Origin of the sequence: Pseudomonas sp. CCI4.2, assembly GCF_034350045.1 — a bacterium.
Lineage (GTDB): Bacteria > Pseudomonadota > Gammaproteobacteria > Pseudomonadales > Pseudomonadaceae > Aquipseudomonas.
This window is the reverse complement of sequence record NZ_CP133781.1, coordinates 3,336,294-3,359,306: the sequence shown is the minus strand read 5'-3', so window position 1 is coordinate 3,359,306 and position 23,013 is coordinate 3,336,294. Positions and strand designations below refer to the sequence as shown.

The 23,013-nt window shown below is 59.2% G+C and carries 26 protein-coding genes; 20 read left to right on the top strand and 6 right to left on the bottom strand.

Annotated elements, in window-relative coordinates; all coding sequences use genetic code 11:
- The first annotated feature begins 10 nt into the window (after positions 1–10).
- From RHM65_RS15245 to hypE, 18 genes are all read left to right on the top strand, one after another.
- Complete coding sequence (locus tag RHM65_RS15245; RefSeq protein WP_322165143.1) at positions 11–1,330, top strand: sensor histidine kinase; 1,320 nt, start codon at positions 11–13, stop codon at positions 1,328–1,330.
- A gap of 611 nt (positions 1,331–1,941) precedes the next feature.
- The gene (locus tag RHM65_RS15240; protein ID WP_322165144.1) at positions 1,942–3,012 is read left to right on the top strand and encodes a HoxN/HupN/NixA family nickel/cobalt transporter; all 1,071 of its coding nucleotides are present in this window, start codon (positions 1,942–1,944) and stop codon (positions 3,010–3,012) included.
- 429 nt (positions 3,013–3,441) lie between these two features.
- On the top strand, positions 3,442–4,551 hold the full coding sequence (locus RHM65_RS15235) for a hydrogenase small subunit (RefSeq protein ID WP_322165145.1): 1,110 nt from the start codon (positions 3,442–3,444) through the stop codon (positions 4,549–4,551).
- The gene (locus RHM65_RS15230) at positions 4,548–6,404 is read left to right on the top strand and encodes a nickel-dependent hydrogenase large subunit (protein ID WP_322165146.1); all 1,857 of its coding nucleotides are present in this window, start codon (positions 4,548–4,550) and stop codon (positions 6,402–6,404) included. The genes RHM65_RS15235 and RHM65_RS15230 overlap by 4 nt, the downstream gene beginning before the upstream one ends.
- 60 nt (positions 6,405–6,464) lie before the next feature.
- The gene (gene cybH, locus RHM65_RS15225) at positions 6,465–7,148 is read left to right on the top strand and encodes a Ni/Fe-hydrogenase, b-type cytochrome subunit (protein ID WP_322165147.1); all 684 of its coding nucleotides are present in this window, start codon (positions 6,465–6,467) and stop codon (positions 7,146–7,148) included.
- A gap of 20 nt (positions 7,149–7,168) precedes the next feature.
- Positions 7,169–7,804: a HyaD/HybD family hydrogenase maturation endopeptidase gene (locus RHM65_RS15220; RefSeq protein ID WP_322183770.1), complete on the top strand. Its 636-nt coding sequence runs from the start codon at positions 7,169–7,171 to the stop codon at positions 7,802–7,804.
- A gap of 1 nt (position 7,805) precedes the next feature.
- Entirely contained in the window at positions 7,806–8,165 is a 360-nt protein-coding gene (locus RHM65_RS15215) for a HypC/HybG/HupF family hydrogenase formation chaperone (protein WP_322165149.1), read from the top strand.
- Entirely contained in the window at positions 8,162–8,641 is a 480-nt protein-coding gene (locus RHM65_RS15210) for a hydrogenase (RefSeq protein WP_322165150.1), read from the top strand. The genes RHM65_RS15215 and RHM65_RS15210 overlap by 4 nt, the downstream gene beginning before the upstream one ends.
- A gap of 14 nt (positions 8,642–8,655) precedes the next feature.
- Positions 8,656–9,498: a hydrogenase expression/formation protein gene (locus RHM65_RS15205; protein WP_322165151.1), complete on the top strand. Its 843-nt coding sequence runs from the start codon at positions 8,656–8,658 to the stop codon at positions 9,496–9,498.
- Position 9,499: 1 nt separating this feature from the next.
- The gene (locus RHM65_RS15200) at positions 9,500–9,730 is read left to right on the top strand and encodes a rubredoxin (protein ID WP_322165152.1); all 231 of its coding nucleotides are present in this window, start codon (positions 9,500–9,502) and stop codon (positions 9,728–9,730) included.
- Positions 9,717–10,226, top strand: a complete 510-nt coding sequence (gene hybE, locus RHM65_RS15195) for a [NiFe]-hydrogenase assembly chaperone HybE (RefSeq protein ID WP_322165153.1) — start codon at positions 9,717–9,719, stop codon at positions 10,224–10,226. Before RHM65_RS15200 ends, hybE begins: the two co-directional genes overlap by 14 nt.
- Complete coding sequence (locus tag RHM65_RS15190; protein ID WP_322165154.1) at positions 10,223–11,317, top strand: nickel-dependent hydrogenase large subunit; 1,095 nt, start codon at positions 10,223–10,225, stop codon at positions 11,315–11,317. The genes hybE and RHM65_RS15190 overlap by 4 nt, the downstream gene beginning before the upstream one ends.
- Positions 11,310–11,657, top strand: a complete 348-nt coding sequence (locus tag RHM65_RS15185) for a hydrogenase maturation nickel metallochaperone HypA (protein WP_322165155.1) — start codon at positions 11,310–11,312, stop codon at positions 11,655–11,657. Before RHM65_RS15190 ends, RHM65_RS15185 begins: the two co-directional genes overlap by 8 nt.
- A gap of 35 nt (positions 11,658–11,692) precedes the next feature.
- Positions 11,693–12,679 (top strand): hydrogenase nickel incorporation protein HypB, encoded by a 987-nt coding sequence (hypB, locus tag RHM65_RS15180; RefSeq protein WP_322165156.1) that lies wholly within the window; start codon positions 11,693–11,695, stop codon positions 12,677–12,679.
- Position 12,680: 1 nt separating this feature from the next.
- Positions 12,681–13,841, top strand: coding sequence for a carbamoyltransferase HypF (locus tag RHM65_RS15175; RefSeq protein WP_322165158.1), 1,161 nt, complete (start codon positions 12,681–12,683; stop codon positions 13,839–13,841).
- Entirely contained in the window at positions 13,832–14,065 is a 234-nt protein-coding gene (locus RHM65_RS15170; protein ID WP_322165159.1) for a HypC/HybG/HupF family hydrogenase formation chaperone, read from the top strand. The genes RHM65_RS15175 and RHM65_RS15170 overlap by 10 nt, the downstream gene beginning before the upstream one ends.
- Positions 14,062–15,201, top strand: a complete 1,140-nt coding sequence (gene hypD, locus RHM65_RS15165) for a hydrogenase formation protein HypD (RefSeq protein WP_322165160.1) — start codon at positions 14,062–14,064, stop codon at positions 15,199–15,201. The genes RHM65_RS15170 and hypD overlap by 4 nt, the downstream gene beginning before the upstream one ends.
- A complete protein-coding gene (hypE, locus tag RHM65_RS15160; protein ID WP_322165161.1) occupies positions 15,198–16,265 on the top strand; it encodes a hydrogenase expression/formation protein HypE in 1,068 nt (355 codons plus the stop codon). Before hypD ends, hypE begins: the two co-directional genes overlap by 4 nt.
- Before the next feature lie 69 nt (positions 16,266–16,334).
- Here hypE and RHM65_RS15155 read toward each other — a convergent pair whose 3' ends face one another.
- The 5 genes from RHM65_RS15155 to RHM65_RS15135 form a co-directional block, all read right to left on the bottom strand.
- The gene (locus tag RHM65_RS15155; RefSeq protein ID WP_322165162.1) at positions 16,335–17,021 is read right to left on the bottom strand and encodes a HAMP domain-containing sensor histidine kinase; all 687 of its coding nucleotides are present in this window, start codon (positions 17,019–17,021) and stop codon (positions 16,335–16,337) included.
- Positions 17,018–18,622, bottom strand: a complete 1,605-nt coding sequence (locus RHM65_RS15150; RefSeq protein ID WP_322165163.1) for a response regulator — start codon at positions 18,620–18,622, stop codon at positions 17,018–17,020. The genes RHM65_RS15155 and RHM65_RS15150 overlap by 4 nt, the downstream gene beginning before the upstream one ends.
- Before the next feature lie 174 nt (positions 18,623–18,796).
- Entirely contained in the window at positions 18,797–19,378 is a 582-nt protein-coding gene (locus RHM65_RS15145) for a hypothetical protein (RefSeq protein ID WP_322165164.1), read from the bottom strand.
- 217 nt (positions 19,379–19,595) lie between these two features.
- Positions 19,596–19,925: a hypothetical protein gene (locus RHM65_RS15140; protein WP_322165165.1), complete on the bottom strand. Its 330-nt coding sequence runs from the start codon at positions 19,923–19,925 to the stop codon at positions 19,596–19,598.
- 3 nt (positions 19,926–19,928) lie between these two features.
- A complete protein-coding gene (locus tag RHM65_RS15135) occupies positions 19,929–20,312 on the bottom strand; it encodes a helix-turn-helix domain-containing protein (protein WP_322165166.1) in 384 nt (127 codons plus the stop codon).
- 98 nt (positions 20,313–20,410) lie between these two features.
- Between RHM65_RS15135 and RHM65_RS15130 the strand changes: the two genes are divergently transcribed.
- Both RHM65_RS15130 and RHM65_RS15125 read left to right on the top strand, forming a co-directional pair.
- The gene (locus RHM65_RS15130) at positions 20,411–20,572 is read left to right on the top strand and encodes an SDR family oxidoreductase (RefSeq protein WP_416194709.1); all 162 of its coding nucleotides are present in this window, start codon (positions 20,411–20,413) and stop codon (positions 20,570–20,572) included.
- An 84-nt stretch (positions 20,573–20,656) separates the two neighbouring features.
- Positions 20,657–21,994 carry a Gfo/Idh/MocA family oxidoreductase gene (locus RHM65_RS15125; protein WP_322183768.1) on the top strand — a complete coding sequence of 446 codons (1,338 nt, stop codon included), beginning with the start codon at positions 20,657–20,659 and terminating at the stop codon, positions 21,992–21,994.
- Between the two features lie 16 nt (positions 21,995–22,010).
- On the opposite strand, the gene RHM65_RS15120 is transcribed toward RHM65_RS15125, so the two are convergent.
- Complete coding sequence (locus RHM65_RS15120; protein ID WP_322165168.1) at positions 22,011–22,895, bottom strand: LysR family transcriptional regulator; 885 nt, start codon at positions 22,893–22,895, stop codon at positions 22,011–22,013.
- Positions 22,896–23,013 lie beyond the last annotated feature (118 nt).

Below are 23,013 nucleotides of genomic sequence, written 5' to 3'. Positions count from 1 at the left end.
GGAGAACGCCATGGCACGCAAAGCCCCGCCCGGCACCCTCGACGAGGACGCTTGGCTCGAAGTGATCGGCAAGATGGACGAGGTCTATTCGCAGCTGGTGCAGGACGAAATCGCCCTGGAAGAAAAGAACGCCGAGCTGGAACAGTCCCAGCAGTTCATCGCCGGGCTGCTGTCGTCCATGTCTGACGTGCTATTGGCCTGCGACCCGGAGGGGCGCATCGAAGAGTCCAACAATGCCCTGCGCAAACTGGTGGGGCGTGACGAAAGCGCGCTGCTCGGGAGCCCGGTTTATGCATTGCTGGCCGACTCCCACAGTGAAGAACAGCTGCGCAAGACCCTCGGCGGTCTGCGTCGGCCCAATACCAGCGCCACGTTGGAACTGAATTTCAAGGATCCCCTCGGTGCGCCACTGCCGGTGGACATCAGTTGCACCGTGCGTAGCGTTGGCACGGGCCGTTGTGTCGGGCATGTACTGGTCGGGCGTCCGCTGGGGGAGTTGAAGCACGCCTATCGGCAATTGCATGAAGCCCACGAGGCGCTCAAGCGTACTCAACAACAATTGCTCCACGCGGAGAAAATGGCCTCGCTGGGGCGCTTGGTCGCCGGGGTCGCCCATGAACTGAACAACCCGATCAGCTTCGTGCTGGCTAATGCCCACGTGCTGGGCGGATACCGAGAGCGTTTGGAACGTTATCTGGAGGCGGTCAACACTAACGAACCCCAGGAAGTCCGTGAAACCCTGCGCCGACAACTGCGAATTGACCCATTGCTGGCCGATTTGCCGTCATTGATCGAAGGCACCATCGAAGGCGCGCAACGGACCGCCGATATTGTCAGCGCGCTGAAAAGGTTCTCAGCGGTGGACCGCGAATCGTTGGGCGAGGTGGCGCTCAATGAGGTGGTCGAACGGGCCATTCACTGGATCACCCGTGGCAGTGCACCAGACCTGCGCATTCACTGGCAACCCAGCGGCGAGCCGGTCGTACATGGCAACAGCGGGCAGTTGCTGCAAGTGCTGATGAACCTGATGCAAAACGCCTACGACGCCGCCCAAGCCGCCGGACGGGAAACGGCGGAACTGTGGATAAGTGTCGAACAGGATCCCCATTGGGTCACATTAAGACTGCGTGATAACGGCGGCGGCATTGCGGTCGAACATCTGACGCAAGTGTTCGATCCGTTTTTCAGTACCAAGCCGGTTGGCAAAGGCACCGGTTTGGGGCTGTCGATCAGTTACAGCATCGTCGAACGCTGCGCAGGCCGGTTGATTGCCAGCAACCACCCGGATGGTGGAGCGGAGTTCACGCTGATTCTGCCTGGTCATAATTAAATTCGTAGAAGCTGCCCAATTCCTGTGTTGGCTTGCCAATGAAAGCGTCAATTCAGGCGCCGTAGGTTTCGGGTCAATATCAGCGGCGCGATTGCCAGCCTCTTCGCAGGCAAGCCTGCTCCCACCCCTTCAAGTCTAAACATACAAGTTGGCTTGCCAACGAAAGCGTCAATTCAGGCGCCGTAGGTTTCGGTTCAATATCAGCGGCGCGATTTCCGGCCTCTTCGCAGGCAAGCCTGCTCCCACACATTCGGTTCTGCGATGCCATCGCTGAGCTCGTGCGAACCCAAATCACCCTGTGTGGGAAGTTGGCTTGCCAACGAAAGCGTCAATTCAGGCGCCGTAGGTTTCGGTTCAATATCAGCGGCGCGATTTCCGGCCTCTTCGCAGGCGAGCCTGCTCCCACAGAATTATGGCTGCATGCGTCCAACCCCCAGCGCGGAGCGAATCTGCTGCAAAGTAAGTATTCACTTGGCCATAATCAGTGCAAAACCAGTTTCCAGTGCCTATAACGCTCCCTCCGTAACTGCGCCGCCGTACGGTACTGGCACAGGGTTTGTATGATGCTTTCTTCTGATTTTCTGACTGTCACCCTTCCTCGCGGAGTCTCCATGCCTTTATCCACCACCGCCGGAGCCGTGAAAAACGCTACGCCGTTGACCTTCAAGCGCAGCGTTGCGGCGATTTTCGTCGGGCTGTTCGCCGTGAACCTTTTGGTCTGGATCTGGGCCTTCATCGCTTTTCGCGACTTTCCGCTGCTGCTGGGCACGGCGTTTCTCGCTTACAGTTTCGGGTTGCGTCACGCCGTGGACGCGGACCATATCGCCGCCATTGATAACGTCACCCGCAAGTTGATTCAAGAAGGCCAGCCCACTGCCACCGTGGGTCTGTTCTTTTCCCTCGGCCACAGCACCATCGTGATTCTCGCGACCTTGGTCATCGCCCTAACCGCCTCGACCTTCAAGGCCAATATCGAAGCGCTGCACGGTATCGGTGGGCTGATTGGCACCTCGGTGTCCGCGCTGTTTCTGCTGCTGGTGGCGGTGATCAATCTGGTGATTCTGCGTTCGGTTTACCTGGCGTTTCGCCGAGTTCGGCGCGGCGAGCGGGTCGGCGAACTGGAAATGAATACGCTGCTGGCTGGTGGGGGTCTGATTGCCCGGCTGGTGCGACCGCTGTTCGGCCTGATCAGCCGCAGTTGGCACCTTTACCCACTGGGCTTTCTGTTTGGCCTGGGCTTCGACACCGCCACGGAAATCGGCTTGCTGGGTATTTCCGCCGCACAGGCGTCGCAGAACTTACCGATCTGGTCGATCCTGGTCTTCCCGGCCCTGTTCACTGCGGGCATGGCGCTGGTCGACACCGCTGACAGCGTGATGATGACCGGTGCCTATCACTGGGCGCTGGTGAAACCGGCGCGCAAGCTTTACTACAACCTGACCATCACCTCGGTGTCGGTGTTGGTGGCGCTGTTGGTGGGCGGCCTGGAAGTCGCGAACCTGCTGGCGTCGAACTTGAATCTGGAAGGTGGCGTGTGGGATGTGATCGCGTCGCTGAACGACAATTTCGGCTTGCTTGGCTACCTGATTGTCGGACTTTTCGCCGTGACCTGGATCCTTTCCCTGCTGTTCTATCGCTTCAAAGGCTACGACCGGCTAGACCTCAATTATCCGGCCGCCTAGCGTCATCGCGCGTACGCCCCTCCCCATAACGGTCACCTCGTTACCAGTACAGCAGACCACTGGAAACAAAGTGTCCGCCCACGGCAATCCAGCGCCAACCTGCGCTGGCTGGCCAAAAAAATAAAACCCTTTGAAAACAGCTAGATAAGCGATTTTCATAGCCAATAGTCTAACCCGCGACGAAATGGCACAGGTCTTGTAGTTACCAGGTATTACTTCCAGTAGTTGAACCGTCCATGTCAATTGCAGCCACCTTGATCCTTTGCGTACGGCTGCACCCTCGCTCACGCAACACCCACACCCCGAATCAACGCTCGCGCCTGCTGGCAGACGTTTCCTCGTCTGTCCGACAGGGCCCGCATGGCTTTTAACTTAAAAACAGCGTGCAGCCTCAGTAGAAGACGATTCCTGGGGAGGAGAAATTAGGTGATGGAAACATTTTATGAAGTGATGCGCAGACAGGGCATCTCACGTCGGAGCTTTCTCAAGTTCTGTTCGCTGACCGCGACGTCATTGGGGCTCGGCCCTGCGTTCATGCCAAAAATCGCATGGGCGATGGAAAACAAGCCGCGTACACCGGTGCTTTGGCTCCATGGATTGGAGTGCACCTGCTGTTCTGAGTCGTTCATTCGCTCCGCACACCCGCTGGCCAAGGACGTGGTGCTGTCGATGATCTCGCTGGATTACGACGACACTTTAATGGCCGCTGCCGGGCATCAGGCCGAAGCGATCCTTGATGAGGTCATGACCAAATACAAAGGCAATTACATTCTTGCCGTTGAAGGTAACCCGCCGCTGAACCAGGACGGCATGAGCTGCATCATTGGCGGCAAGCCGTTCATTGAGCAATTGAAGCGCGTCTCCAAAGATGCCAAGGCCATCATCTCCTGGGGCTCCTGCGCCAGCTGGGGTTGTGTACAGGCGGCCAAGCCGAACCCGACCCAAGCGGTGCCGATCCACAAAGTGATTTTCGATAAACCGATTATCAAAGTGCCGGGCTGTCCACCGATTGCCGAAGTGATGACCGGGGTCATCACGTACATGCTGACCTTCGACCGCTTACCTGAGCTGGATCGTCAGGGTCGGCCAAAAATGTTCTACAGCCAGCGCATCCACGACAAATGCTACCGCCGTCCAAACTTCGACGCCGGCCAGTTTGTTGAAGCGTGGGACGATGACGCCGCGCGTAAGGGTTACTGCCTTTACAAAGTCGGCTGCAAGGGCCCGACCACCTACAACGCCTGCTCGACGGTGCGTTGGAACGGCGGCACCAGCTTCCCGATTCAATCCGGCCACGGCTGCATCGGTTGTTCCGAGGAAGGTTTCTGGGACAAGGGCTCGTTCTATCAGCACCTGACGGACATCAATGCCTTTGGCGTGGAAGCCAATGCCGATCAAATCGGCCTCGCTGCCGGTGTCACCATCGGTGCCGCAGCAACGGCGCACGCCGCCGTGACAGCGCTCAAGCGCGCCAGCAACAGCAAGGCGCCGATTGCGCCGCATGACGCTCCAGCGACAAGACAGGACGACCAACGATGAGCAACTATTCGACTCAGGGTTTCGACCTGAACAGCACTGGCCGACGCATCGTCGTTGACCCAGTGACCCGTATCGAAGGCCACATGCGCGTCGAGGTCAATCTCGACGCCAATAACATCATTCGCAACGCGGTCTCCACCGGCACCATGTGGCGCGGCCTCGAAGTAATTCTCAAGGGCCGCGACCCACGCGACGCCTGGGCGTTCGTCGAACGTATTTGCGGCGTGTGCACCAGTTGCCACGCGCTGGCCTCGGTCCGTGCGGTGGAAGATGCACTGGGTATTCGTATCCCGCCGAACGCTCACTTGATCCGCGAAATGATGGCCAAGACCCTTCAAATCCACGACCACGCGGTGCACTTCTATCACCTGCACGCGTTGGACTGGGTTGATGTGGTGTCGGCACTCAAGGCTGACCCCAAGCGCACATCGGAATTGCAGCAACAGGTTTCGCCGGCTCACCCGCTGTCGTCACCGGGCTATTTCCGTGACGTGCAGAACCGCCTGAAGAAGTTTTTCGAGAGCGGCCAGCTCGGCCCGTTCATGAACGGTTACTGGGGTAACCCGGCCTACCAGCTGCCGCCAGAAGCCAACCTGATGGCGGTCACGCATTACCTGGAAGCCCTCGACCTGCAAAAAGAGTGGGTCAAGATTCACACCATCTTTGGTGGCAAGAACCCACACCCTAACTACCTGGTGGGCGGCGTGCCGTGCGCCATTAACATCGACGGCGATTTGGCCGCCGGGGCGCCGCTGAACATGGAGCGGCTGAACTTCGTTCGCGCCCGCATCGATGAAGCCCTGACCTTCTGCAAAAACGTTTACGTACCGGACGTGTTGGCCATCGGCACCATCTACAAACAGAAAGGCTGGCTGCACGGCGGCGGGCTGGCAGCGACCAACGTGATGGACTACGGCAACTACCCGAAGGTCAATTACGACGAGAGCACCAACCAACTGCCGGGCGGCGCGATTCTCAACGGCAACTGGAACGAAATTCATCCGGTTGACCCGCGCGACCCTGAACAGGTGCAGGAATTCGTCACCCACTCTTGGTACAACTACCCGGATAACGACAAGGGCCTGCACCCGTGGGATGGCATCACTGAAGCCAACTACGAGTTGGGCGCCAAAACCAAAGGCACTCGCACCGCCATTGAGGAAGTCGACGAAAGCGCGAAATACTCGTGGGTCAAATCCCCTCGCTGGCGCGGTCATGCCATGGAAGTCGGGCCACTGGCTCGCTACATCCTTGGCTATGCCCATGCTGTCCAAGGCAACCCCCGCGCCCAACGCATCAAAGAACAGCTCGACGGCGCGATGCAAGCGGTCAACCACGACCTGCCGAAAACCCTCGGCATAGTTGAGACCGACTACAGCGCCAAGATTTTGCTGCCGAGCACCATCGGCCGCACCCTGACCCGCGCGCTGGAAGCCGAATACTGCGCCGAGCTGATGGTCGACGACTGGAACGAGTTAATGACCAACATCCGCAACGGCGACCGCTCCACCGCCAACGTGGAGAAATGGGACCCGGCGACCTGGCCGAAAGAAGCCAAAGGTGTCGGCATCGTCGCCGCACCGCGTGGCGCATTGGGTCACTGGATTCGCATCAAGGACGGGCGCATCGAGAATTACCAGTGCGTGGTGCCAAGCACCTGGAACGGCAGCCCGCGTGATGCCAAGGGACAGATCGGCGCGTTTGAAGCCGCACTGATGAACACCCCCGTGGCCATCCCCGATCAGCCGGTGGAAATCCTGCGCACCCTGCACTCCTTCGACCCGTGCATGGCCTGCGCCACCCACGTGATGAGCGAGGACGGCGCCGAGCTGAGCACCGTCAAGGTGAGCTGAGTAATTAACCCAGGCATCCGGCAGGTGCGATACGGCACCTGCCCTTCCAAAGGTGAAGATATGACCCTTCAGACTGAAACCCCCATGGGCCTGCCGGAGTACGTTTACGAGGCACCGGTGCGCGTGTGGCATTGGATCAATGCCGCCTGCATTTTAGTGCTGGCGGTGACCGGGTATTTAATCGGCTCCCCACTGGCCACCCAACCGGGTGAAGCCAGCGCCCATTTCGTCATGGGCTACATCCGCTTCGCGCACTTTAGCGCCGGCTATGTGTTTGCCATTGGCCTGCTGGGCCGTACCTACTGGGCCTTGGTGGGCAATCATCACGCCCGCGAGCTGTTCTCGGTTCCGGTGCTGAGCAAAGCTTACTGGGCTGATTTCTACATCTGGCTGCGTTATTACCTGTTCGCCGGGCCGATCCCGGAGCCGACCTTCGGGCACAACCCGCTGTCGCGTTTCGCCATGTTTTTCGTGTTCCTGCTGACCTCGATATTCATGGTCCTGACCGGTTTCGCGCTGTATGGCGAAGGGTCGCAAATGGGCTCGTGGCAAGAACGGATGTTCGGCTGGGTGCTGCCGCTGCTGGGGCAATCCCAGCAAGTCCACACCCTGCACCACTTCGGTATGTGGGTGATCCTGATCTTCATAGGGCTGCACGTGTACGCCGCCGTCCGCGAAGAAATCAACGGTCGCCTCAGCCTGATCGGCGGGATGATCTCCGGCTACAAGACCTTCAAAAAATGAACACACCAGCAGAGTCACTCATGAAAACCTCAGCATCGCCCCGTCCACGCATCACCGTGTTGGGCATTGGCAATCTGCTGTGGGCCGATGAAGGCTTCGGCGTGCGCTGTGTCGAAGCGTTACAGCAACGCTATGAGTTCGCGGACAACGTCGCGCTGATCGATGGCGGCACCCAGGGTTTGTACTTGATCCAGCATGTGCAGGAAGCCGATTACCTGCTGATTTTCGATGCGGTCGATTACAACCTGACCCCCGGTGAGTTGAAGTTCGTCACCGACGATGAAGTGCCTAAATTTCTCGGCATCAAGAAGTTGAGCCTGCACCAGACCGGTTTTCAGGAGGTGCTGATGCTGGCCCAACTAACCGGTCATTTCCCGCAACGGGTGCTGCTGATCGGTTGCCAGCCGGAGCACATGATGGATTACGGCGGCAGCCTGCGGCCGGTCGTCAGGGCGGCCATGGAAGGCGCGTTGACCGAAGCGGTGCGGGTCCTGGAAACCTGGCGTGCCGAGCCGCGTCAACGCGCTTCGCCGCTCACCGATGAAGAGGCAGTGACCTTGCCGCACTTGGAGTTGGACCGCTACGAAGGCGAACGCCCTTCTGCGCAGAACGCTTGCCGGATCGGTGACGAACGCATTCTCGCCAGGCGCGTTTGATATGTGCATCGGACTGCCCATGCAAGTGGTAAGTGCCAACCTTGGCTCTTCCGTGTGCCGCGACCGCCACGGCCGGGACCGGCTCATTGACACCTCGCTGGTCGGCACCTGCGAGGTCGATGACTGGTTGCTGATCTTTCTCGACGCCGCCCGCGAACGCCTCGACCCACAGCGGGCGGCAGAAATCGACTCGACCCTGGTCATGCTTGAATCGGCCATGTTCGGCAACGCGCCGGAGCCGGACACCGCGCCCGGCTTCAGCCTGCCTTCAGCGATGAACGCTGAACAGCTCGCCACCCTGTTGGGCCAATCACCCATCGCTGCTGCGCCCGTGCGGCCCAACCTCAAGGAATCCACATGAGTGAATCCGCCGCTTTCATGGCGCCCATCCCTGTCACGCCGGCCATCCCTGCGCTGATCACGCGGCTGGTGGAGCAATTCGACGCCAGCTGGATTGGCTGCGAGAACCTCGACGCCTGGCTCGCCCTGGGCGGCAACTGTCTGTTGCTGCTGTGTGGCGACCCGGTGCGCCACCCTGAATCCCTGGACGTGGCGGTGGTCTTGCCCGAACTGCGCCAGGAAGTGTCCCGCCGCCACGGCTGCACCTTGCGGCTGGGTGTCGTTCATCGCGCGGAAGAAGAAGCCATCGCGGCACGTTTTGCCCTGCGCCGCTGGCCGACCTTGGTCTGGCTGCGCGACGGCGGTTACGTCACTACCATCGACGGCATGCACGACTGGGACGAATACCTGAGCCTGGCTGATAAAGCCTTGGCCCAGAGCAATGCCCGCATCCCCCTGTTCGCCGAAACGCCTGGCGCTACCGGTGGTTGCCAGTGAACGGAGGAACGCCTATGGCCCCGCAAATGTATATTCCGCTGGTCGATCTCGGTCCCGGCTCCCAAGTGGAAGAGGAAGTCCTCGAATACATCAGCATGCCCCAAGGCATGTACACCCACAGCGCGCCGATACTGCCCGAGCCGGAAGAATTGGACGAATTGCCCGGCGCACGTCAGGCGTTGCAAGACCTTCTGCACCGGCTGTATGCCTGCAACCGCGGTGAAGCAACAGAAAGCCTCGATTTGAGCGGGCTTGAAGTCGGTGATCGCACGCTGCTGGATCAACTGCTCGGTGAAGGCGAAGTCAGCATCATGCTGGTCGTGGAACCGCCGTTGCGGATTCAGGAGTCGATCTTCGCTGGGGTCTGGCGCCTCTATGGTGAAGGCCAAGATTATGTCGAGGTCGGTGCCGCCCCCGCACAACTGCGCAGCGTTGCCCGTAACGCAGCCCAGCCAGCAGCCTTTGATATCCGGTCTGCGCTGCCGATGGGCGTGATGAACGCTCCGGCGATTCTCACCGAGATCGAAGACCAGACTCAGCACTGGCAACCCGGCAGCCCGGCCCATGTGATCAACCTGACGCTGCTGCCGTTGTCCGAGCAAGACATTGGTTTCCTCGACGTGTGTTTGCCGGTCGGCCCAGTGCGGGCATTGGCGCGTGGTTACGGCAATTGCCGGATCAGCAGCACCCTGATCCACAACTGCTGGCGCGTCACGTACTTCAATTCCCAGGATGCGCTCATTCTCGACACCATCGAGATCACCGACCTGCCAGAAGTGATCTGCGCAGCGCCGGAAGACCTCAGCGATTCGCTGGAACGTTTCGAAGATGTTATCCAATGGTTTGAAGGGCAGTGACATGACGGACAGACCCAGCTTTGAAGGCAGCTACCGAGGCGATTCCACTCGCATCAGCGATGACACTCGCCTGGAGTGCAAGATCTGCTGGTGGGTGTACGACCCGAAGGACGGTGATCCGGTGTGGCAAATTGAGCCCGGCACGCCGTTTTCCGCCTTGCCGGACCATTGGTGCTGCCCGAACTGCGACGGCGCCGCCGAGCAGTTCATGGTGCTCAATGACGCAGACTGAATTGCCCGACACAGCGCAGTTGCGCGGTGAGGAATTGGCCGCCCATTTCCGGGATATCGCCGACACTCGAATGCGCGGCCTGCCCTTTCTCAATCCGGTATTGGAGGTCGAGGCCGTCGGTTTTTCCACGCAGATTGCCAGTGAAGACGCGTCCTGCGGGGTGCTCGGGATTCTGATCACGCCCTGGTTCATGAACCTGATGTGGTTGGCCCCAGCCTTGAGTGCACCCTTGGCCCAAGGCGCCTCCCGTGAACATCTGTTCGGTGGCCAACACCTGACGTTCATTGGTGCAGTCGATGAAGACTTCGGCACCTACGAAAGCTGCTCGTTGTTTTCGCCAGTTTTTGAGTTCGCGGATCAAGCGGCCGCCCGTGCCACGGCCGAACAGGTGCTACTGCTGTTGCGCGGCCCCGTAGAAGAAGAGAAGCCGCAGCCGCATCCAGCGCTCAGTCGTCGGTCGCTGCTGTTCGGCCGCCTGTCCGGTGATCTGCAATGACAGCAGCCAACAACCTGTCGGGACTCGGCGGTTCACTCAGAATCCGACCGGGCCAGCAGCCGTCGATCATCGGTGGGCGCCCACTGCTGGCCGCCCGTTTACTGCGCGGCCAACCTCCTGAGGCCGCGGCTCAACGTCTGCCGTTGCTTTACAGCCTGTGCGGTCAGGCCCATGGGTTGACTGCGCAACTGGCCGTTAACGCGGCATTGCAGGGTGAAGCCCAAGCCAGTTGGGGCGCAAGCCAGGCGTTGTTGGCCGAGACTCGCCGTGAGCACCTACGGCGTATCGTGCTGAACTGGTCGCCGCTGCTTGACCCCAGCGCTGAACGCTGCTCGCCGGTTGAACTGCGGGCCTGGGATCAAGCGCCCGAAGCCACCATGAGTCTGTGGCTCGGCGGCCCGGTACGCGCATGGCTAGAACACTGGGAAGAAGATCCCCAACGCACGTTGCTGGAATGGACCTCGCGCAAGGACCACTGGCTAAGCCGCGCCCTCGCCCACTGCCGCGAAGACGCACAAACCATGAATTTACCGGTGCAGGCGCTGCAACTGATCAACGACACCCCAGCGCTGCACGCCGTGGCCGAGAGCCTGAGTCGTTGCGCCGATTTTGCCCTGCGCCCCGAATTCAACAACCAACCCCGTGAAACTGGCAGCTGGACACGATTGGGTGAGCCCCATCCCGAACGCTACAGCACCGCCTGGCTAAGACTGGGCGCGCGGGTCGCCGAACTGGCCCGACTGTCGCTGCCCGATGCCCGCGCCCCGGCGCTTGGCGCACTGGCCTTGGATACGGGCGAAGCCTTGGCCTGGAGCGAAACCGCTCGCGGTCTGTTGCTGCATCGGGTATGTCTGGAGTGTCACGGCGACGGCGTAAAGATCAGCGACTATCAAATCGTTGCGCCCACCGAATGGAACATGCACCCGCAGGGCGCTCTGTCCCAGGCGCTATCATCGTTACCCAGTGACGATCCACGCAGCCAGCGCCAGGCCGAGTTATTGATGGCGGCCTTCGATCCCTGCATCGCGTTTACGATGGAAACCGGGCTGAAAACAGACCGGACAACCACCCAGGAACCCAGCCATGCATGAATTGAGTCTGGCGGGCGGCATTCTTAGTGCTGTGGAAGCAGCAGCGGCGGCCGATCCGTTCGTGCGCGTCAGCCGTTTGCGCCTTGAAGCCGGAAAATTGGCCGGGGTCGAAGTGCATGCGCTGCGTTTCGCCCTCGAAGCATTGGCGCCGGGCACTTTGTTGGCCGGCGCACAGATCGATATCGAAGAACCCCACGGTCAGGCCTGGTGCCTGGACTGCGCCGCCAGCGTGCCCTTGGTCGAACGCGGCGCACCTTGCCCGACCTGCGGCGGCTTCTGGTTGCAGCCTACCGGCGGCACCGAATTACGCATCCTCGACCTCCAGGTCGAGGATCACTGACATTTGATTTCTGATTAGAAATCTGGAGAAACGCCATGTGCGTCGTCTGCGGCTGCGGTACCGGCCATTCACACGAGCAAGACCCAAGCAACGAAGCAGCCCCCGATAGCGACGTGCAGGTAGACGCCACTGGCGATCTGCATTACGGCGCGGGCGAAGCGCGGGTTTCAGTGCCCGGCTTGAGCCAGGCACGCACGATCCGCATCGAACAAGATGTGCTCGGCGAGAACGACCGCCACGCCGCCCGCAATCGGCAGAACTTCACCGCCCATGGCGTGTTGGCGCTCAACCTGGTGTCCAGCCCCGGCTCGGGGAAAACCACGCTGTTGTGCGCCACGCTGTTGGCCCTGCGCGCACGCCAGTCCGGGCTGCCCTTGGCGGTGATCGAAGGCGACCAACAGACCCGTCACGACGCCGAGCGCATCCGCGAAACCGGGGTGGCGGCGATCCAGATCAACACCGGCAAGGGTTGCCACCTGGACGCGCGGATGATCACCCAAGCCTATGCGCGCCTGCCGCTGCACGATGAACTGCATGCCGCAGGCCACGAGCATCATCACGCCAAAGCCCCGCTGCTTACGAATCATCACGCGCATAACCATCAGCCAAAAACCCCGGGCGAGCCTGCGGGCATTTTGTTCATCGAGAACGTCGGCAATTTGGTGTGCCCGGCACTGTGGGACCTTGGCGAAGCCGGCAAAGTCGCGATTTTGTCGGTCACCGAAGGCGAGGACAAACCGCTCAAGTACCCGGACATGTTCGCCGCCGCGCAATTGATGATTCTCAACAAGATCGACCTGTTGCCGCACCTGGACTTCGATGTGCAGCGCTGCCTGGACTACGCCCATCAGGTCAATCCGCAGTTGCAGATCATTCAGCTCAGCGCCCGTGACGGCACCGGCCTGGATGCCTGGATCGACTGGTTGCTGGCCGGCGCGCCAAAAATGGATCGCCGAGCGGCGCGCATTGCCGCGCTGGAAGCCGAACTGGCCGCGCTAAAGGCGCCGGCCGAGGGCGTCTGACGTGCGCAGCCAAAAACTTGCGAACATGAACGTCTGGCCACCGGTATTGGCCTGCGGTGCCTGGCTGAAAAACGCCGCGTGTTTACTCCAGCACGATCAGGTGCTGTGGTCGCCGGTCCATGGTGATCTGGGCGATCCGCAAAGTTGCCTGGACCTTGAAGCGTCGTTGGAACGTCTGCTGACACTGGCCGAGACGACCCCGTGCGCGGTCGCCCATGACCTGCACCCGGATTTCTACAGTTCACAACTGGCCGTGAGCCTGGCCGAGCGGCTGGATGTACCGGCGCTGGCGGTTCAGCATCACCACGCCCACGTTGCCGCGTTGATGGCCGAACATGGGCTCGACGGGCCGGTGATGGGTCTGGCACTGGACGGTGTTGGCTTGGGCAGTGACGGCGCCGCTTGGGGCGGCGAGTTACTGTGGGTCGGGCCTCACGCTTGGCGTCGGCTTGGTCATCTGCTGCCGCTGCCGTTGCCGGGTGGCGACATCGCCGCCCGTGAACCGTGGCGCTTGACCGCCGCCTCGCTGCACCTGTTGGGCCGCGACGCGGAAATCACCCCGCGCCTGGGTCCGCTGGTGGGTGAGCAAAGCGCTGGCACCGTCGCCGGCATGCTCCGCCGTGAGCTCAATTGCCCGCCGAGCAGCGGCGCGGGGCGCTGGTTCGACGCGGCTGCGGGCATTCTTGGCCTCAGTGTGCGCCAGCAAGCGGAAGCCGAAGCGGCCATCGCGCTGGAGCGTGTGGCCACCGAATACTTGGCGCTGAACGCCGACCCGGTCGTCGACGGTCTATGGCGGATTCAGTCTGACGGCGTGCTGGATCTGTGCCGGTTACTCTCCCGACTGTTCGATTTGGCCGATCATGGCCGCAGTGCCGAAGGAGCCGCCGTGTTCCATCTGGCGCTGGCCGCCGCTTTGGCAGACTGGGTGCTGCAAAAACCTGGAAATTTGCCGGTGGTGCTCGGTGGCGGCTGCTTCGCCAACCGCCTGCTCAGTGCGCGCCTTACTCACCTGCTTGGCGCCGAGGGCGTGCAGGTGTTTAGCGCGCACAGCGTGTCCTGCGGCGATGCCGGTCTGGCCCTCGGCCAAGGCTGGATCGCCGCCCACTGGCCCGAATTTGAAAGCCAAGCGGCCCCGCCGCTGGAGGAACTCCCATGTGCTTAGCCATTCCCGCCCGCGTCATCGAACTGCGTGGTGTCGACACAGCGCTGGTCGATCTCGGCGGTATCCGCAAAGAAATCTCCTTGGCGCTGGTGCCTGAAGCACAGGTCGGCGATTACGTGATTATCCATGTCGGCTATGCCTTGGGTTTGATTGATCCAGAAGAAGCCCAGCGCACGCTGGAAATGTTCGACGAATTGAACCGCGCGCAATCGGAAGCCTCATGAAGTACATCGACGAATACCGCGACGGCGAGTTGGCGCAACGCATCGCAGCCCGCATCCGCGAAGAAGCGCACCCAGACCGCGCCTACCGGTTCATGGAATTCTGCGGCGGCCACACCCACGCGATTTCCCGCTATGGCGTGAGCGAATTGCTGCCAGATAACGTGCGCATGATCCACGGTCCGGGTTGCCCGGTCTGCGTGCTGCCGATTGGTCGCATCGACCTGGCGATCAAGCTGGCGCTGGAAGACGGGGCGATCCTCTGTAGCTACGGCGACACCCTGCGCGTGCCCGCCTCTGAAGGTCTGTCGTTGTTGCGGGCAAAGGCTCACGGCGCTGACATCCGCATGATCTATTCGCCGCTGGATGCGCTGAAAATTGCCGAAGCGAATCCATCACGGCAGGTGGTGTTCTTTGCCATTGGCTTTGAGACCACGACCCCGCCCACCGCGCTGATTATTCGCGAAGCGGCGGCACGTAATCTGGATAACTTCAGCGTGCTCTGCTGCCATGTCCTGACCCCGGCGGCGATCTCCCACATCCTCGCCGCACCGCAACATGACGCCGCGTCGGCGGTGGAGCTGGACGGTTTCATCGGCCCGGCGCACGTCAGCATCGTCATTGGCTCGGCGCCTTATGAAGGCTTCGCCCTTCAGTACCGCAAGCCGGTGGTGATCGCCGGTTTTGAGCCGCTGGACGTGATGCAAGCCATCTTGATGCTGGTGCGCCAGGTCAACGAAGGCCGGGCCGAGGTTGAGAACGAGTTCATCCGCGCAGTCGGGCGCCATGGCAATACCGGTGCCCAGGCGTTGATGGATGAAGTGTTCGAGCTACGTCCCAGTTTCGAATGGCGCGGTCTCGGCGAAGTCCCGCTCAGCGCCCTGCGTATTCGCCCGGCCTTCGCCCGCTACGACGCCGAAGTGCGCTTTGGCCTGGAATATAAGGCGGTGCCGGACCACAAAGCCTGTGAGTGCGGCGCAATTCTGCGGGGCCAGAAAAAGCCCACCGATTGCCGCCTGTTTGGCACCGTGTGTACACCGGAGAACCCCATGGGTTCGTGCATGGTGTCCAACGAAGGCGCGTGCGCTGCGCATTACGCCTACGGGCGCTACAAGGATATTGAGGTGGTCGCTTTATGAACGCTCGTTCCCCGGTCAAGCGCGGCTATGTCCGCCCCCTAAACCTGCGCGACGGACGCATCGACATGAGCCACGGCGCGGGCGGCCGCGCTTCGGCGCAATTGATCGAAGAACTGTTCGTCGCCGCCTTCGACAATGCTTGGCTGCGTGAGGGCAACGACGGCGCCGTCTTCAGCCCGGCACTCGCCCCCGGCGAACGCATGGTCATGGCCACCGACGCCCACGTGGTCTCGCCGCTGTTCTTTCCCGGCGGCGACATCGGCAGCCTGTCGGTGCATGGCACGGTCAACGACGTGGCCATGACCGGCGCGCGCCCGCTCTACCTGTCCGCCAGCTTTATCATCGAGGAAGGCTATCCTTTGGCCGACCTCAAGCGCATCGTCGAGTCCATGGCCCGCGCCTCCCGGGATGCCGGTGTACCGATTGTCACCGGCGATACCAAAGTGGTTGAGCGCGGCAAAGGCGACGGCGTCTTCATCAGCACCACCGGGATTGGCGTAGTCGCTGCGGGGGTTAATACCGGCGGCCATCGCGCTCGCCCTGGCGACGCGATTTTGCTCTCCGGCAGCATCGGTGAGCACGGCGTGGCGATCATGTCCAAGCGCGAGGCGCTGGAATTCGACACCGAGATTCTTTCCGACAGCATCGCGTTGCACGAACTGGTGGCCCATATGCTCGCAACGGCTCCCGAACTGCGCGTGCTCCGCGACCCGACACGGGGCGGGTTGGCCACAACCTTGAACGAAATTGCCGGTCAATCTGGGGTGGGGATGTTGCTCGACGAAGCGATGATCCCGGTGCTGCCGCAGGTTGAAGCCGCGTGTGAACTGCTCGGGCTCGACCCGCTGTACATTGCTAACGAGGGCAAGTTGGTCGCCATTTGCTCTGACGTCGACGCCGAACCATTGCTGCGTGCCATGCGCAACCATCCGTTGGGCCAAAACGCAGTGCGCATCGGCACTGTTCTGGATGACTCACATGGGTTCGTGCAGATGCAGACCCGCTTTGGTGGACGGCGGATCGTGGATTGGTTGACTGGGGAGCAATTGCCTAGAATCTGCTGATTCCCGGGTTACCAAGAAAGAAAATGACGCGACCACCCGGTGGTCGCGTCGCATTATGCCAGCGGCGTTCTAAGGAAGGTAAAGACTGAAGTTACCGCCGCCTAACTTTCCGCCGTTGGCGAGCTCAATGTGCCCACGCACGCCGTTGCGCTCATGCCGTTCAGCAATGCGCGCGGCGAAATAAAGACCCAGCCCCGTGCTGCCGCTGCTTTGATTGATTCCGTGCAGATAGTCCGATTGGCGCTCAAGCATTTGCGCCGGGTAGCCTGGGCCGTCGTCATTGACCGTCAACACCAACTGGCCGTCCTCTTCGTGGGCGGTGATCAATATCGCGTGGCGCGCATAACGGACCGCATTGATGATGATGTTCGCCACCACCGAGCTGATCAGTTCACGGTCGAAGAAGCCAAGTTCATCAAAACCCTGGACCTCGTAGTTCGCGACCAGTCCGTGACTGTGCAGAACGTCCTGATGGCAGGCCAACAGGGCTTCGATAAAGTCATCAAGTTCATGATAGTCCGGGCGTAGCGGCAACTGATTAACGCCCAGCTTATATAACCCGAGCAGTTGCACCAACATCCCGTTGAGGTGGGCAAACTCATATTCAATGGCCCCATGTTCTGGGACGTCTTGCTGAACTTTGGTCAGTTGCATCAGCCACTGGCTGTGGGCATGCATCAATGTCGACAGCGAGTTTTTCATGTCATGTACGACGGAAGCAATCACCATCGAAAAGTCGAGCCCGTTATCGTTCATGCGCCAAACGCCCGGCTTTGCAATTTCTGGTAGCGCTCATAGCGCGGATCAGTCTCAGGCATCATGCCGATCATTTTCAGGCACACCCGACACTCTTCAAGCCCTTCGGCATCTGCAGGCATTCCCTTGGCATGGAGCAAGGATTGCACCATGTTCAACGCGATACTGATGTTCTTCGATTGCAACGCCAGTGCCTGACGGAAGAAGGCCTGGGCTTCGGCAATATTGCCGGCCTTGTATTGGCGCACGCCCTGCAGGTTGAGGTCAGACGCGGCCTTGCCCGCACCAAGAATCGCCGGATCATCGGTCAGGCGACCAATCCCTTGCATGATCGCGGGATCATCACCGTAGATTTCTGCGCAGCTTTTCAATATCCCGGCGCCTGCGTCTGGGTGACCCAGTTGTTGGAGTTGGGAGGCAACTAATAGCGCCGCCTCGGCGCCAAAAAAGTGATCCATGCCCTCAAGGTGTGCCAGCGCTTCCAGGGTCAATTTCGCCGCAGCTTCAGGATCTGAGCGCTTCAGGCTGGTGGCTTTCATCAAACCGGTGCGCAATTGCAGCCCTTGGTTGCTGCCGTACTCCTTCGCGACCTCTCCCAATGTCTGGTTGACCTCGACCCGGGAGCGCGCATCCAGGCCGTTATCGCCATTTTTGTTAATCAGCGCCTGCGCCAGGCCCAGGTTGCTCTCTGGGTCCTTAAAGCGAGAATACTTACCTTGGGACACCGCATGGCGATAGGCCTTGGAGGCGCCTTCAAAATCTTCATTACCCAGCGCCAGCTTGCCCAGCAGCCGTTGCCGACGTACGGCCAAAGGCGACAGACGCACCGCACTTTCAAGCACGCCTTGAGCGCGCTTGACCTCACCTTGGGCCACGAGTACATCGGCCAGACCGTCGTAGAGCGTTGGCATCATCGGGAAGGCAATGATTGCCCGCTCGTAAATCGCTTGCGCCTCGACGACCTTGCCACGTTTAAACAATAACTTGCCAAGCCCGGCATACGCCCAAGGCGTAGCGCGGTCGGCCAGTACGCCTTTAAGGAAACTTTCCAGCGCGTCGTGCTGATTCAGATCGCGCAAGGCATTGGCCTTGTAACGCAAGCAGAGCGGAGCAAAGCGCTGGTCCTGCTCGGTCAATTTGGCGCAGGCGGCCAATACTTCGAGAGGTTTATTGTGGTCAAGCGCTTGAAGAATCGGCTTGAGCAGCGTCTTGCGCTGGTCAAGTTTTTCAAGGCGCTGGGCCAGCCCGGCACGGTTGAAGGGCTTAGTCAGGTAGGCATCCGGCTCCCACTCCAACGCGCTCATCACCATGGCCTGGCTATTCTCGGCCGTGACCATGATGAACACCGATTCATGGCTCATCAACTTGTCGACCATCAAGTCTTCAAGCACCTGCTGACCGTTTTTCTTACCGTCACCAAAGTTGAAATCATGCAGGATAAAGTCGTAGCGCTTATGCGCGCACATGAGCAGAGCTTGCTCACCCGTGTCGGCGGTGTCTACTTCCACCACACCCAACTCGCGCAGCATCGACCTGACCGAACTGCGAAAGTCGGAAAAATCATCGGCGATAAGGAAGCTTTTTTTGGAGTACGCCAGCATCGAGATTCCTGTCACGGAAAGTAAGAAAAAGTACCAAGGCAAATACCCATGCAAGGTCGGGTCCAGCTTCGCTGCCCATTACGGCGCGCACATCATAACTAACATCAATGAGCCATCAAACGATTTTACGCAGGGATCTTATGCCTATTGATTGAAACATCGCCTGTGCAAGACCTAAGAGTAGCCAGACACCGGTATAAAAGCGATGAGGAGGCTACTGACCTTGTGGGATTCGGCCGAAATATCAGAACCAGGAGCCCTATATCCTTTTGGTTGTTCGATAAGGCCATCAGCCAATAACGCCAGAGCATATTGCTCAAGAAAGTCAAATACGTCGGGGTCTACAAATCCCTGGTACTGCTTTCGTCGGTTTTGCGAAACGACGCCATTTTGATCAAGGCATTGCCTCACTGGCTTATTCAGCACGTTACCCCGGATGTCATATCTCTCACTGACAGCGCTTACCAAAACATCAAAACGGTGCAGAAATTGGGTCTCTTCTCTTAACTCGACTTCCAGCGCTTGCTTTGCCATTTCCAAAGTAAAGACCACGCACTCCGTTGCATCCCAATAACGATAGATGCTTGGGCTGCCAGTGAACGTAAAATGCATCTGCTCGGCATCCAACCAGCTCACCTCCCAGAATGCGCAAGCCGGCTTTGAAAGATTCAATAAACTGCTTGGATTGCTTGAGAATATCGAAATCAAGTAACGCTTGAAGATCAGAAGTCCGCCCCACAGTCGCACAATACTCAAGAGTACCGAGGCCGTTGAAGTCTACTCTCCAACTGACCATAACCTACTCTGTTGCCCATGTGCCGCCCCCGGTTTGGCTTGGATTTTTTAACAACGCTAAGACTGTTTTAAATCCAGCCTATTTTCCTCAAAAAATTTTAACAACTAGCGTATCCATCGCTGCAAACAGACTTTAAAGACCGGTCAATCGATTTCCTGCTTTTCGCCTTTGGCCACGCTATTGAGCGTCTTTTAAATAATGCTTGAGTACCGCTAAGGGGGCATCCAACGCGGCTATCGTCTCAACGCGACTAAAGCTATCTGACAATTTATAAAGCTCTTTCCCGAGCGGCGTTTCGGTACCGCCTAAAGCGTATTGCGCCAAGCTTAGGCATTGGGCCACTTTAAGCTGGATCGCTTTGACATCACCTCTGCGCACAAGCAAGCCGAATACTTCTTTCTGATAACCATCCATCACCATGTCTTTACGCAAAATCGGACTGTCGCCGTCCTTCTCGTGCGCCAACTTGAGGCAAAAAAGAGCGACCGTTTCCAATGACGATTCCATGGATTAATCCTTGTAGTTGGCTAACTTGTGCTGATCGAACGCCACTTGAGCGGTCTGTACCTCACCCTGGTGCTGAACTGCCCACGCATACAGCGCTGAAAAAGGTTCCCGAAGTGAATGTCCGAGGGCGGTAAGCGAATACTCCACCGCAATGGGCGATGAGGTAATCACGCGCCGCGAGACCAGCCCGTTTCTCTCCAGGCGGCGAAGCGCTTCGGTCAACGCCTTGTGAGTAATCCCTTCCAGACGCCGTTTGATGGCGTTGAAACGCGCAGGCTCCGAGCAAACGACGGTCAGAATAAGCACCGACCATTTGTTAGCAATCTGCTCAAGAATGGGTCGCGTGGCGACGGCTTCGACAATGACGGTGTCTTGCGTTTTGGGCATTGGGGTTTCCTCGGCTATGCCTAGGCTAAGTCAGGTGCGTGATTGACACCAGATATATGAAATATATCTTGGTGTAAACCTGATTCAGAGATCTACCCATGTCAGCACTGGAAGGAAAGAGTGCACTCGTCACCGGCGGCAGTAGCGCAATTGGCACGCCGGAAGAAGTCGCCGCTGCGGCCCTGTTCCTGACCAGCGACGAAAGCCGCTACATCGCCGGGGCCGGTTTGTGTATCGATGGGGGCATGGCGCAGGTATAGCCTTTACGTCGCTTGGCAGAAACGTGGAACTGATCTCGTGACCTGGGCTTCTATAGGCAAATCCCACTGCCCAGGACCGCGCCAATGGACATAACTATTTCTGCCCCCTTTGCGGAGCGTCGCCGCTTCTTGCTTACGGCCGGTTCAACGGTAGCGGCTGCCAGCGTGCTTGGACTCACTGGCCAATCAAGTTGGGCGCAAGCCGCGACCGCCGCGGATGGGCAAATGAATGCGGAGCCCGCCAAGGATTTGCCCAAGGCAGTCAGCCTCCCGCCCATGCAAGAAGACAAAACCGAGAAATCCGAGATGCCCGTGCAATTGGGCCGCGATGGGCGCCTGGGGCTTGCCATCGTGGGCTTGGGCCGGTTGAGTCTGGAGGAAATCATGCCGGCGCTGGCGACTTCCAAACGCTGCCGAGTCACGGCACTGGTCAGCGGCGACCCTGACAAGGCGCGACAGGTGGCGGCGATGTACGACGTGCCCGAAACCAGCCTTTATAACTACGAAACGTTTGACCAACTGCGTGACAACCCTGAGGTGCACGCGGTGTACATCGTATTACCTAACGCCCTGCACCGAGACTTCGTGATCAGGGCCGCGAAGGCCGGAAAGCACGTTTTGTGTGAAAAACCCATGGCAACCTCCGTCGTCGATTGCCAGACCATGATTGATGCGTGCAAGGCCGCCAATCGGTTGTTGATGATCGCCTACAGAATCCAGTACGAACCGCAGCATCGCCAAGTCATGGCCTGGGTGCGCGAGGGCGCGGTACTGGGCAAGATCAAGCTGATTGACATGTCGAATTGCCAAAACCAGTCAAAGGAAAACACCCACCAATGGCGCCATGTAAAAGCCCTGGCTGGCGGCGGAGCCTTGCCGGACATCGGCCTTTACTGTTTGAACACTGCGCGGTTTTTACTGGGCGAGGAACCGGTTGAAGTGTCGGCTAGCCAATACAGCACTGAAGGCGATCCGCGCTTTGTGGAGGTCGAGGAAGCCATGCTGTGGCAGATGCGTTTCCCAAGCGGGGTCCGTGTGCAATGCACCTCCAGCTACGCAACCTTCGGGTCCAATCGCTACCGCGTTCTGGGTGACACCGGCTGGGCCGATATGGACCCGGCTTTTTCGTATGAAGGGCTGCAACTCAAACGCAGTCGCATCGCAGAGGACACCCGTGACTTCGTTGCGCCTGGTATTGAGCAGATCACTACCAAGAAAAATAATCAGTTCGCCCTTGAGATGGACCATTTTGCCGAATGCGTTGCTACCGGCAAGCAACCCTGGACGCCAGGCGAAGAAGGCTTACAGGACCAACGCATCATGGAGGCCATTTATGAGTCAGCGCGCAGTGGCAAGCCGGTGCAACTGACACCGATACAAGGCACCGATGTATTGCGCGGCAGCCCGCCGTCCAAGACGTAGATGAGAGGGGAAATAGTTAGCCTACGCGTTCCAAGTGCTCGATCAAGGTATCCGTAAATAGCTGAAGTGATCCTGGCAGCGAGCGCCTGGGCATGACCAATACTTGAATAGCCCGATCTGCGAATCGCGGATTCGATAATGGGATCGAGATAAGGTCATCGCTATGATTCACGCGTTGGCTGATAGCACCGCCAAACGCAATCGTGTCGGAGTGACGTACAAACTCATGGATAGCGCCGGAGTAATTGCAGGTCATCACGTGATTGAACTTCAGACTTTCCATTTGACAGACGAGGTCAAACAGCTGCCTCTGGGTGGTTCCTTTGGGCGTGAGCGCCAGAGGAAAAGACAACAGAGACCGCAGCGGCAATTGCTTGTGCTGGGAGAGCGGATGTCCCGCGCGCATCACAGCTCGGATAGGCGAACGACCTGAGTAAAGAACCTCGACACCTTCAGTGGGCTCGGTACTAAAGGTCAAGCCTACATCGGCGTCACCGCGCATCACCTTTTCCACACATTCTTGGGGTGAGGTCACTTCAAGCACGTACTGGAAAATGGGATGTTGCTGGTAATGCTGGCTCAGCACATGAGGCAGGAAATAACGTGAAAGCCCCTCCGTTGAAACCAAACGAATGACGTTCGCGCCGGGATAGTCACCGACTCGCAACTCCGACAGCAGGTTTTGCTCTTCCAGCAAGACACGTCGTGCGTGATGGGCCAGTGCATTACCCGCGGCGGTAGGTTCCATGCCGCGTGGCCGACGCTCGAACAACGGCACCCCGATGCTGCCCTCCAGTAGTGCGACCTGGCGGCTGACGGCGCTGGGTGCGATATGCAAGCGTTCACCGGCGGCGGCAAGCGATCCCGAGTCGATTACTGCCAGGAAGTAACGATAGTCCATGAGGATACCCTTCAATAAGGCATCTACAAATTAGATGCCTATCGTCAAAAAACAGCAATATACAGTGCGATACGTGACTTCTATATTGGCCTGAATCTTTCAGCCGTAACTGGAACTG

Bases quoted from the DNA above. Each gene is read 5' to 3' on its own strand.
- hybE (WP_322165153.1), top strand. From the start codon at position 9,717: ATGACGCAGACTGAATTGCCCGACACAGCGCAGTTGCGCGGTGAGGAA.
- RHM65_RS15150 (WP_322165163.1), bottom strand. From the start codon at position 18,622: ATGCTGGCGTACTCCAAAAAAAGCTTCCTTATCGCCGATGATTTTTCC.
- RHM65_RS15135 (WP_322165166.1), bottom strand. From the start codon at position 20,312: ATGCCCAAAACGCAAGACACCGTCATTGTCGAAGCCGTCGCCACGCGA.
- RHM65_RS15245 (WP_322165143.1), top strand. From the start codon at position 11: ATGGCACGCAAAGCCCCGCCCGGCACCCTCGACGAGGACGCTTGGCTC.
- RHM65_RS15155 (WP_322165162.1), bottom strand. From the start codon at position 17,021: ATGAACGATAACGGGCTCGACTTTTCGATGGTGATTGCTTCCGTCGTA.
- cybH (WP_322165147.1), top strand. From the start codon at position 6,465: ATGACCCTTCAGACTGAAACCCCCATGGGCCTGCCGGAGTACGTTTAC.
- RHM65_RS15125 (WP_322183768.1), top strand. From the start codon at position 20,657: ATGGACATAACTATTTCTGCCCCCTTTGCGGAGCGTCGCCGCTTCTTG.
- RHM65_RS15130 (WP_416194709.1), top strand. From the start codon at position 20,411: ATGTCAGCACTGGAAGGAAAGAGTGCACTCGTCACCGGCGGCAGTAGC.
- RHM65_RS15230 (WP_322165146.1), top strand. From the start codon at position 4,548: ATGAGCAACTATTCGACTCAGGGTTTCGACCTGAACAGCACTGGCCGA.
- RHM65_RS15235 (WP_322165145.1), top strand. From the start codon at position 3,442: ATGGAAACATTTTATGAAGTGATGCGCAGACAGGGCATCTCACGTCGG.
- RHM65_RS15140 (WP_322165165.1), bottom strand. From the start codon at position 19,925: ATGGAATCGTCATTGGAAACGGTCGCTCTTTTTTGCCTCAAGTTGGCG.
- RHM65_RS15120 (WP_322165168.1), bottom strand. From the start codon at position 22,895: ATGGACTATCGTTACTTCCTGGCAGTAATCGACTCGGGATCGCTTGCC.
- hypD (WP_322165160.1), top strand. From the start codon at position 14,062: ATGAAGTACATCGACGAATACCGCGACGGCGAGTTGGCGCAACGCATC.
- hypE (WP_322165161.1), top strand. From the start codon at position 15,198: ATGAACGCTCGTTCCCCGGTCAAGCGCGGCTATGTCCGCCCCCTAAAC.
- RHM65_RS15170 (WP_322165159.1), top strand. From the start codon at position 13,832: ATGTGCTTAGCCATTCCCGCCCGCGTCATCGAACTGCGTGGTGTCGAC.
- RHM65_RS15220 (WP_322183770.1), top strand. From the start codon at position 7,169: ATGAAAACCTCAGCATCGCCCCGTCCACGCATCACCGTGTTGGGCATT.
- RHM65_RS15215 (WP_322165149.1), top strand. From the start codon at position 7,806: ATGTGCATCGGACTGCCCATGCAAGTGGTAAGTGCCAACCTTGGCTCT.
- RHM65_RS15190 (WP_322165154.1), top strand. From the start codon at position 10,223: ATGACAGCAGCCAACAACCTGTCGGGACTCGGCGGTTCACTCAGAATC.
- RHM65_RS15200 (WP_322165152.1), top strand. From the start codon at position 9,500: ATGACGGACAGACCCAGCTTTGAAGGCAGCTACCGAGGCGATTCCACT.
- RHM65_RS15185 (WP_322165155.1), top strand. From the start codon at position 11,310: ATGCATGAATTGAGTCTGGCGGGCGGCATTCTTAGTGCTGTGGAAGCA.
- RHM65_RS15210 (WP_322165150.1), top strand. From the start codon at position 8,162: ATGAGTGAATCCGCCGCTTTCATGGCGCCCATCCCTGTCACGCCGGCC.
- RHM65_RS15205 (WP_322165151.1), top strand. From the start codon at position 8,656: ATGGCCCCGCAAATGTATATTCCGCTGGTCGATCTCGGTCCCGGCTCC.
- RHM65_RS15240 (WP_322165144.1), top strand. From the start codon at position 1,942: ATGCCTTTATCCACCACCGCCGGAGCCGTGAAAAACGCTACGCCGTTG.
- hypB (WP_322165156.1), top strand. From the start codon at position 11,693: ATGTGCGTCGTCTGCGGCTGCGGTACCGGCCATTCACACGAGCAAGAC.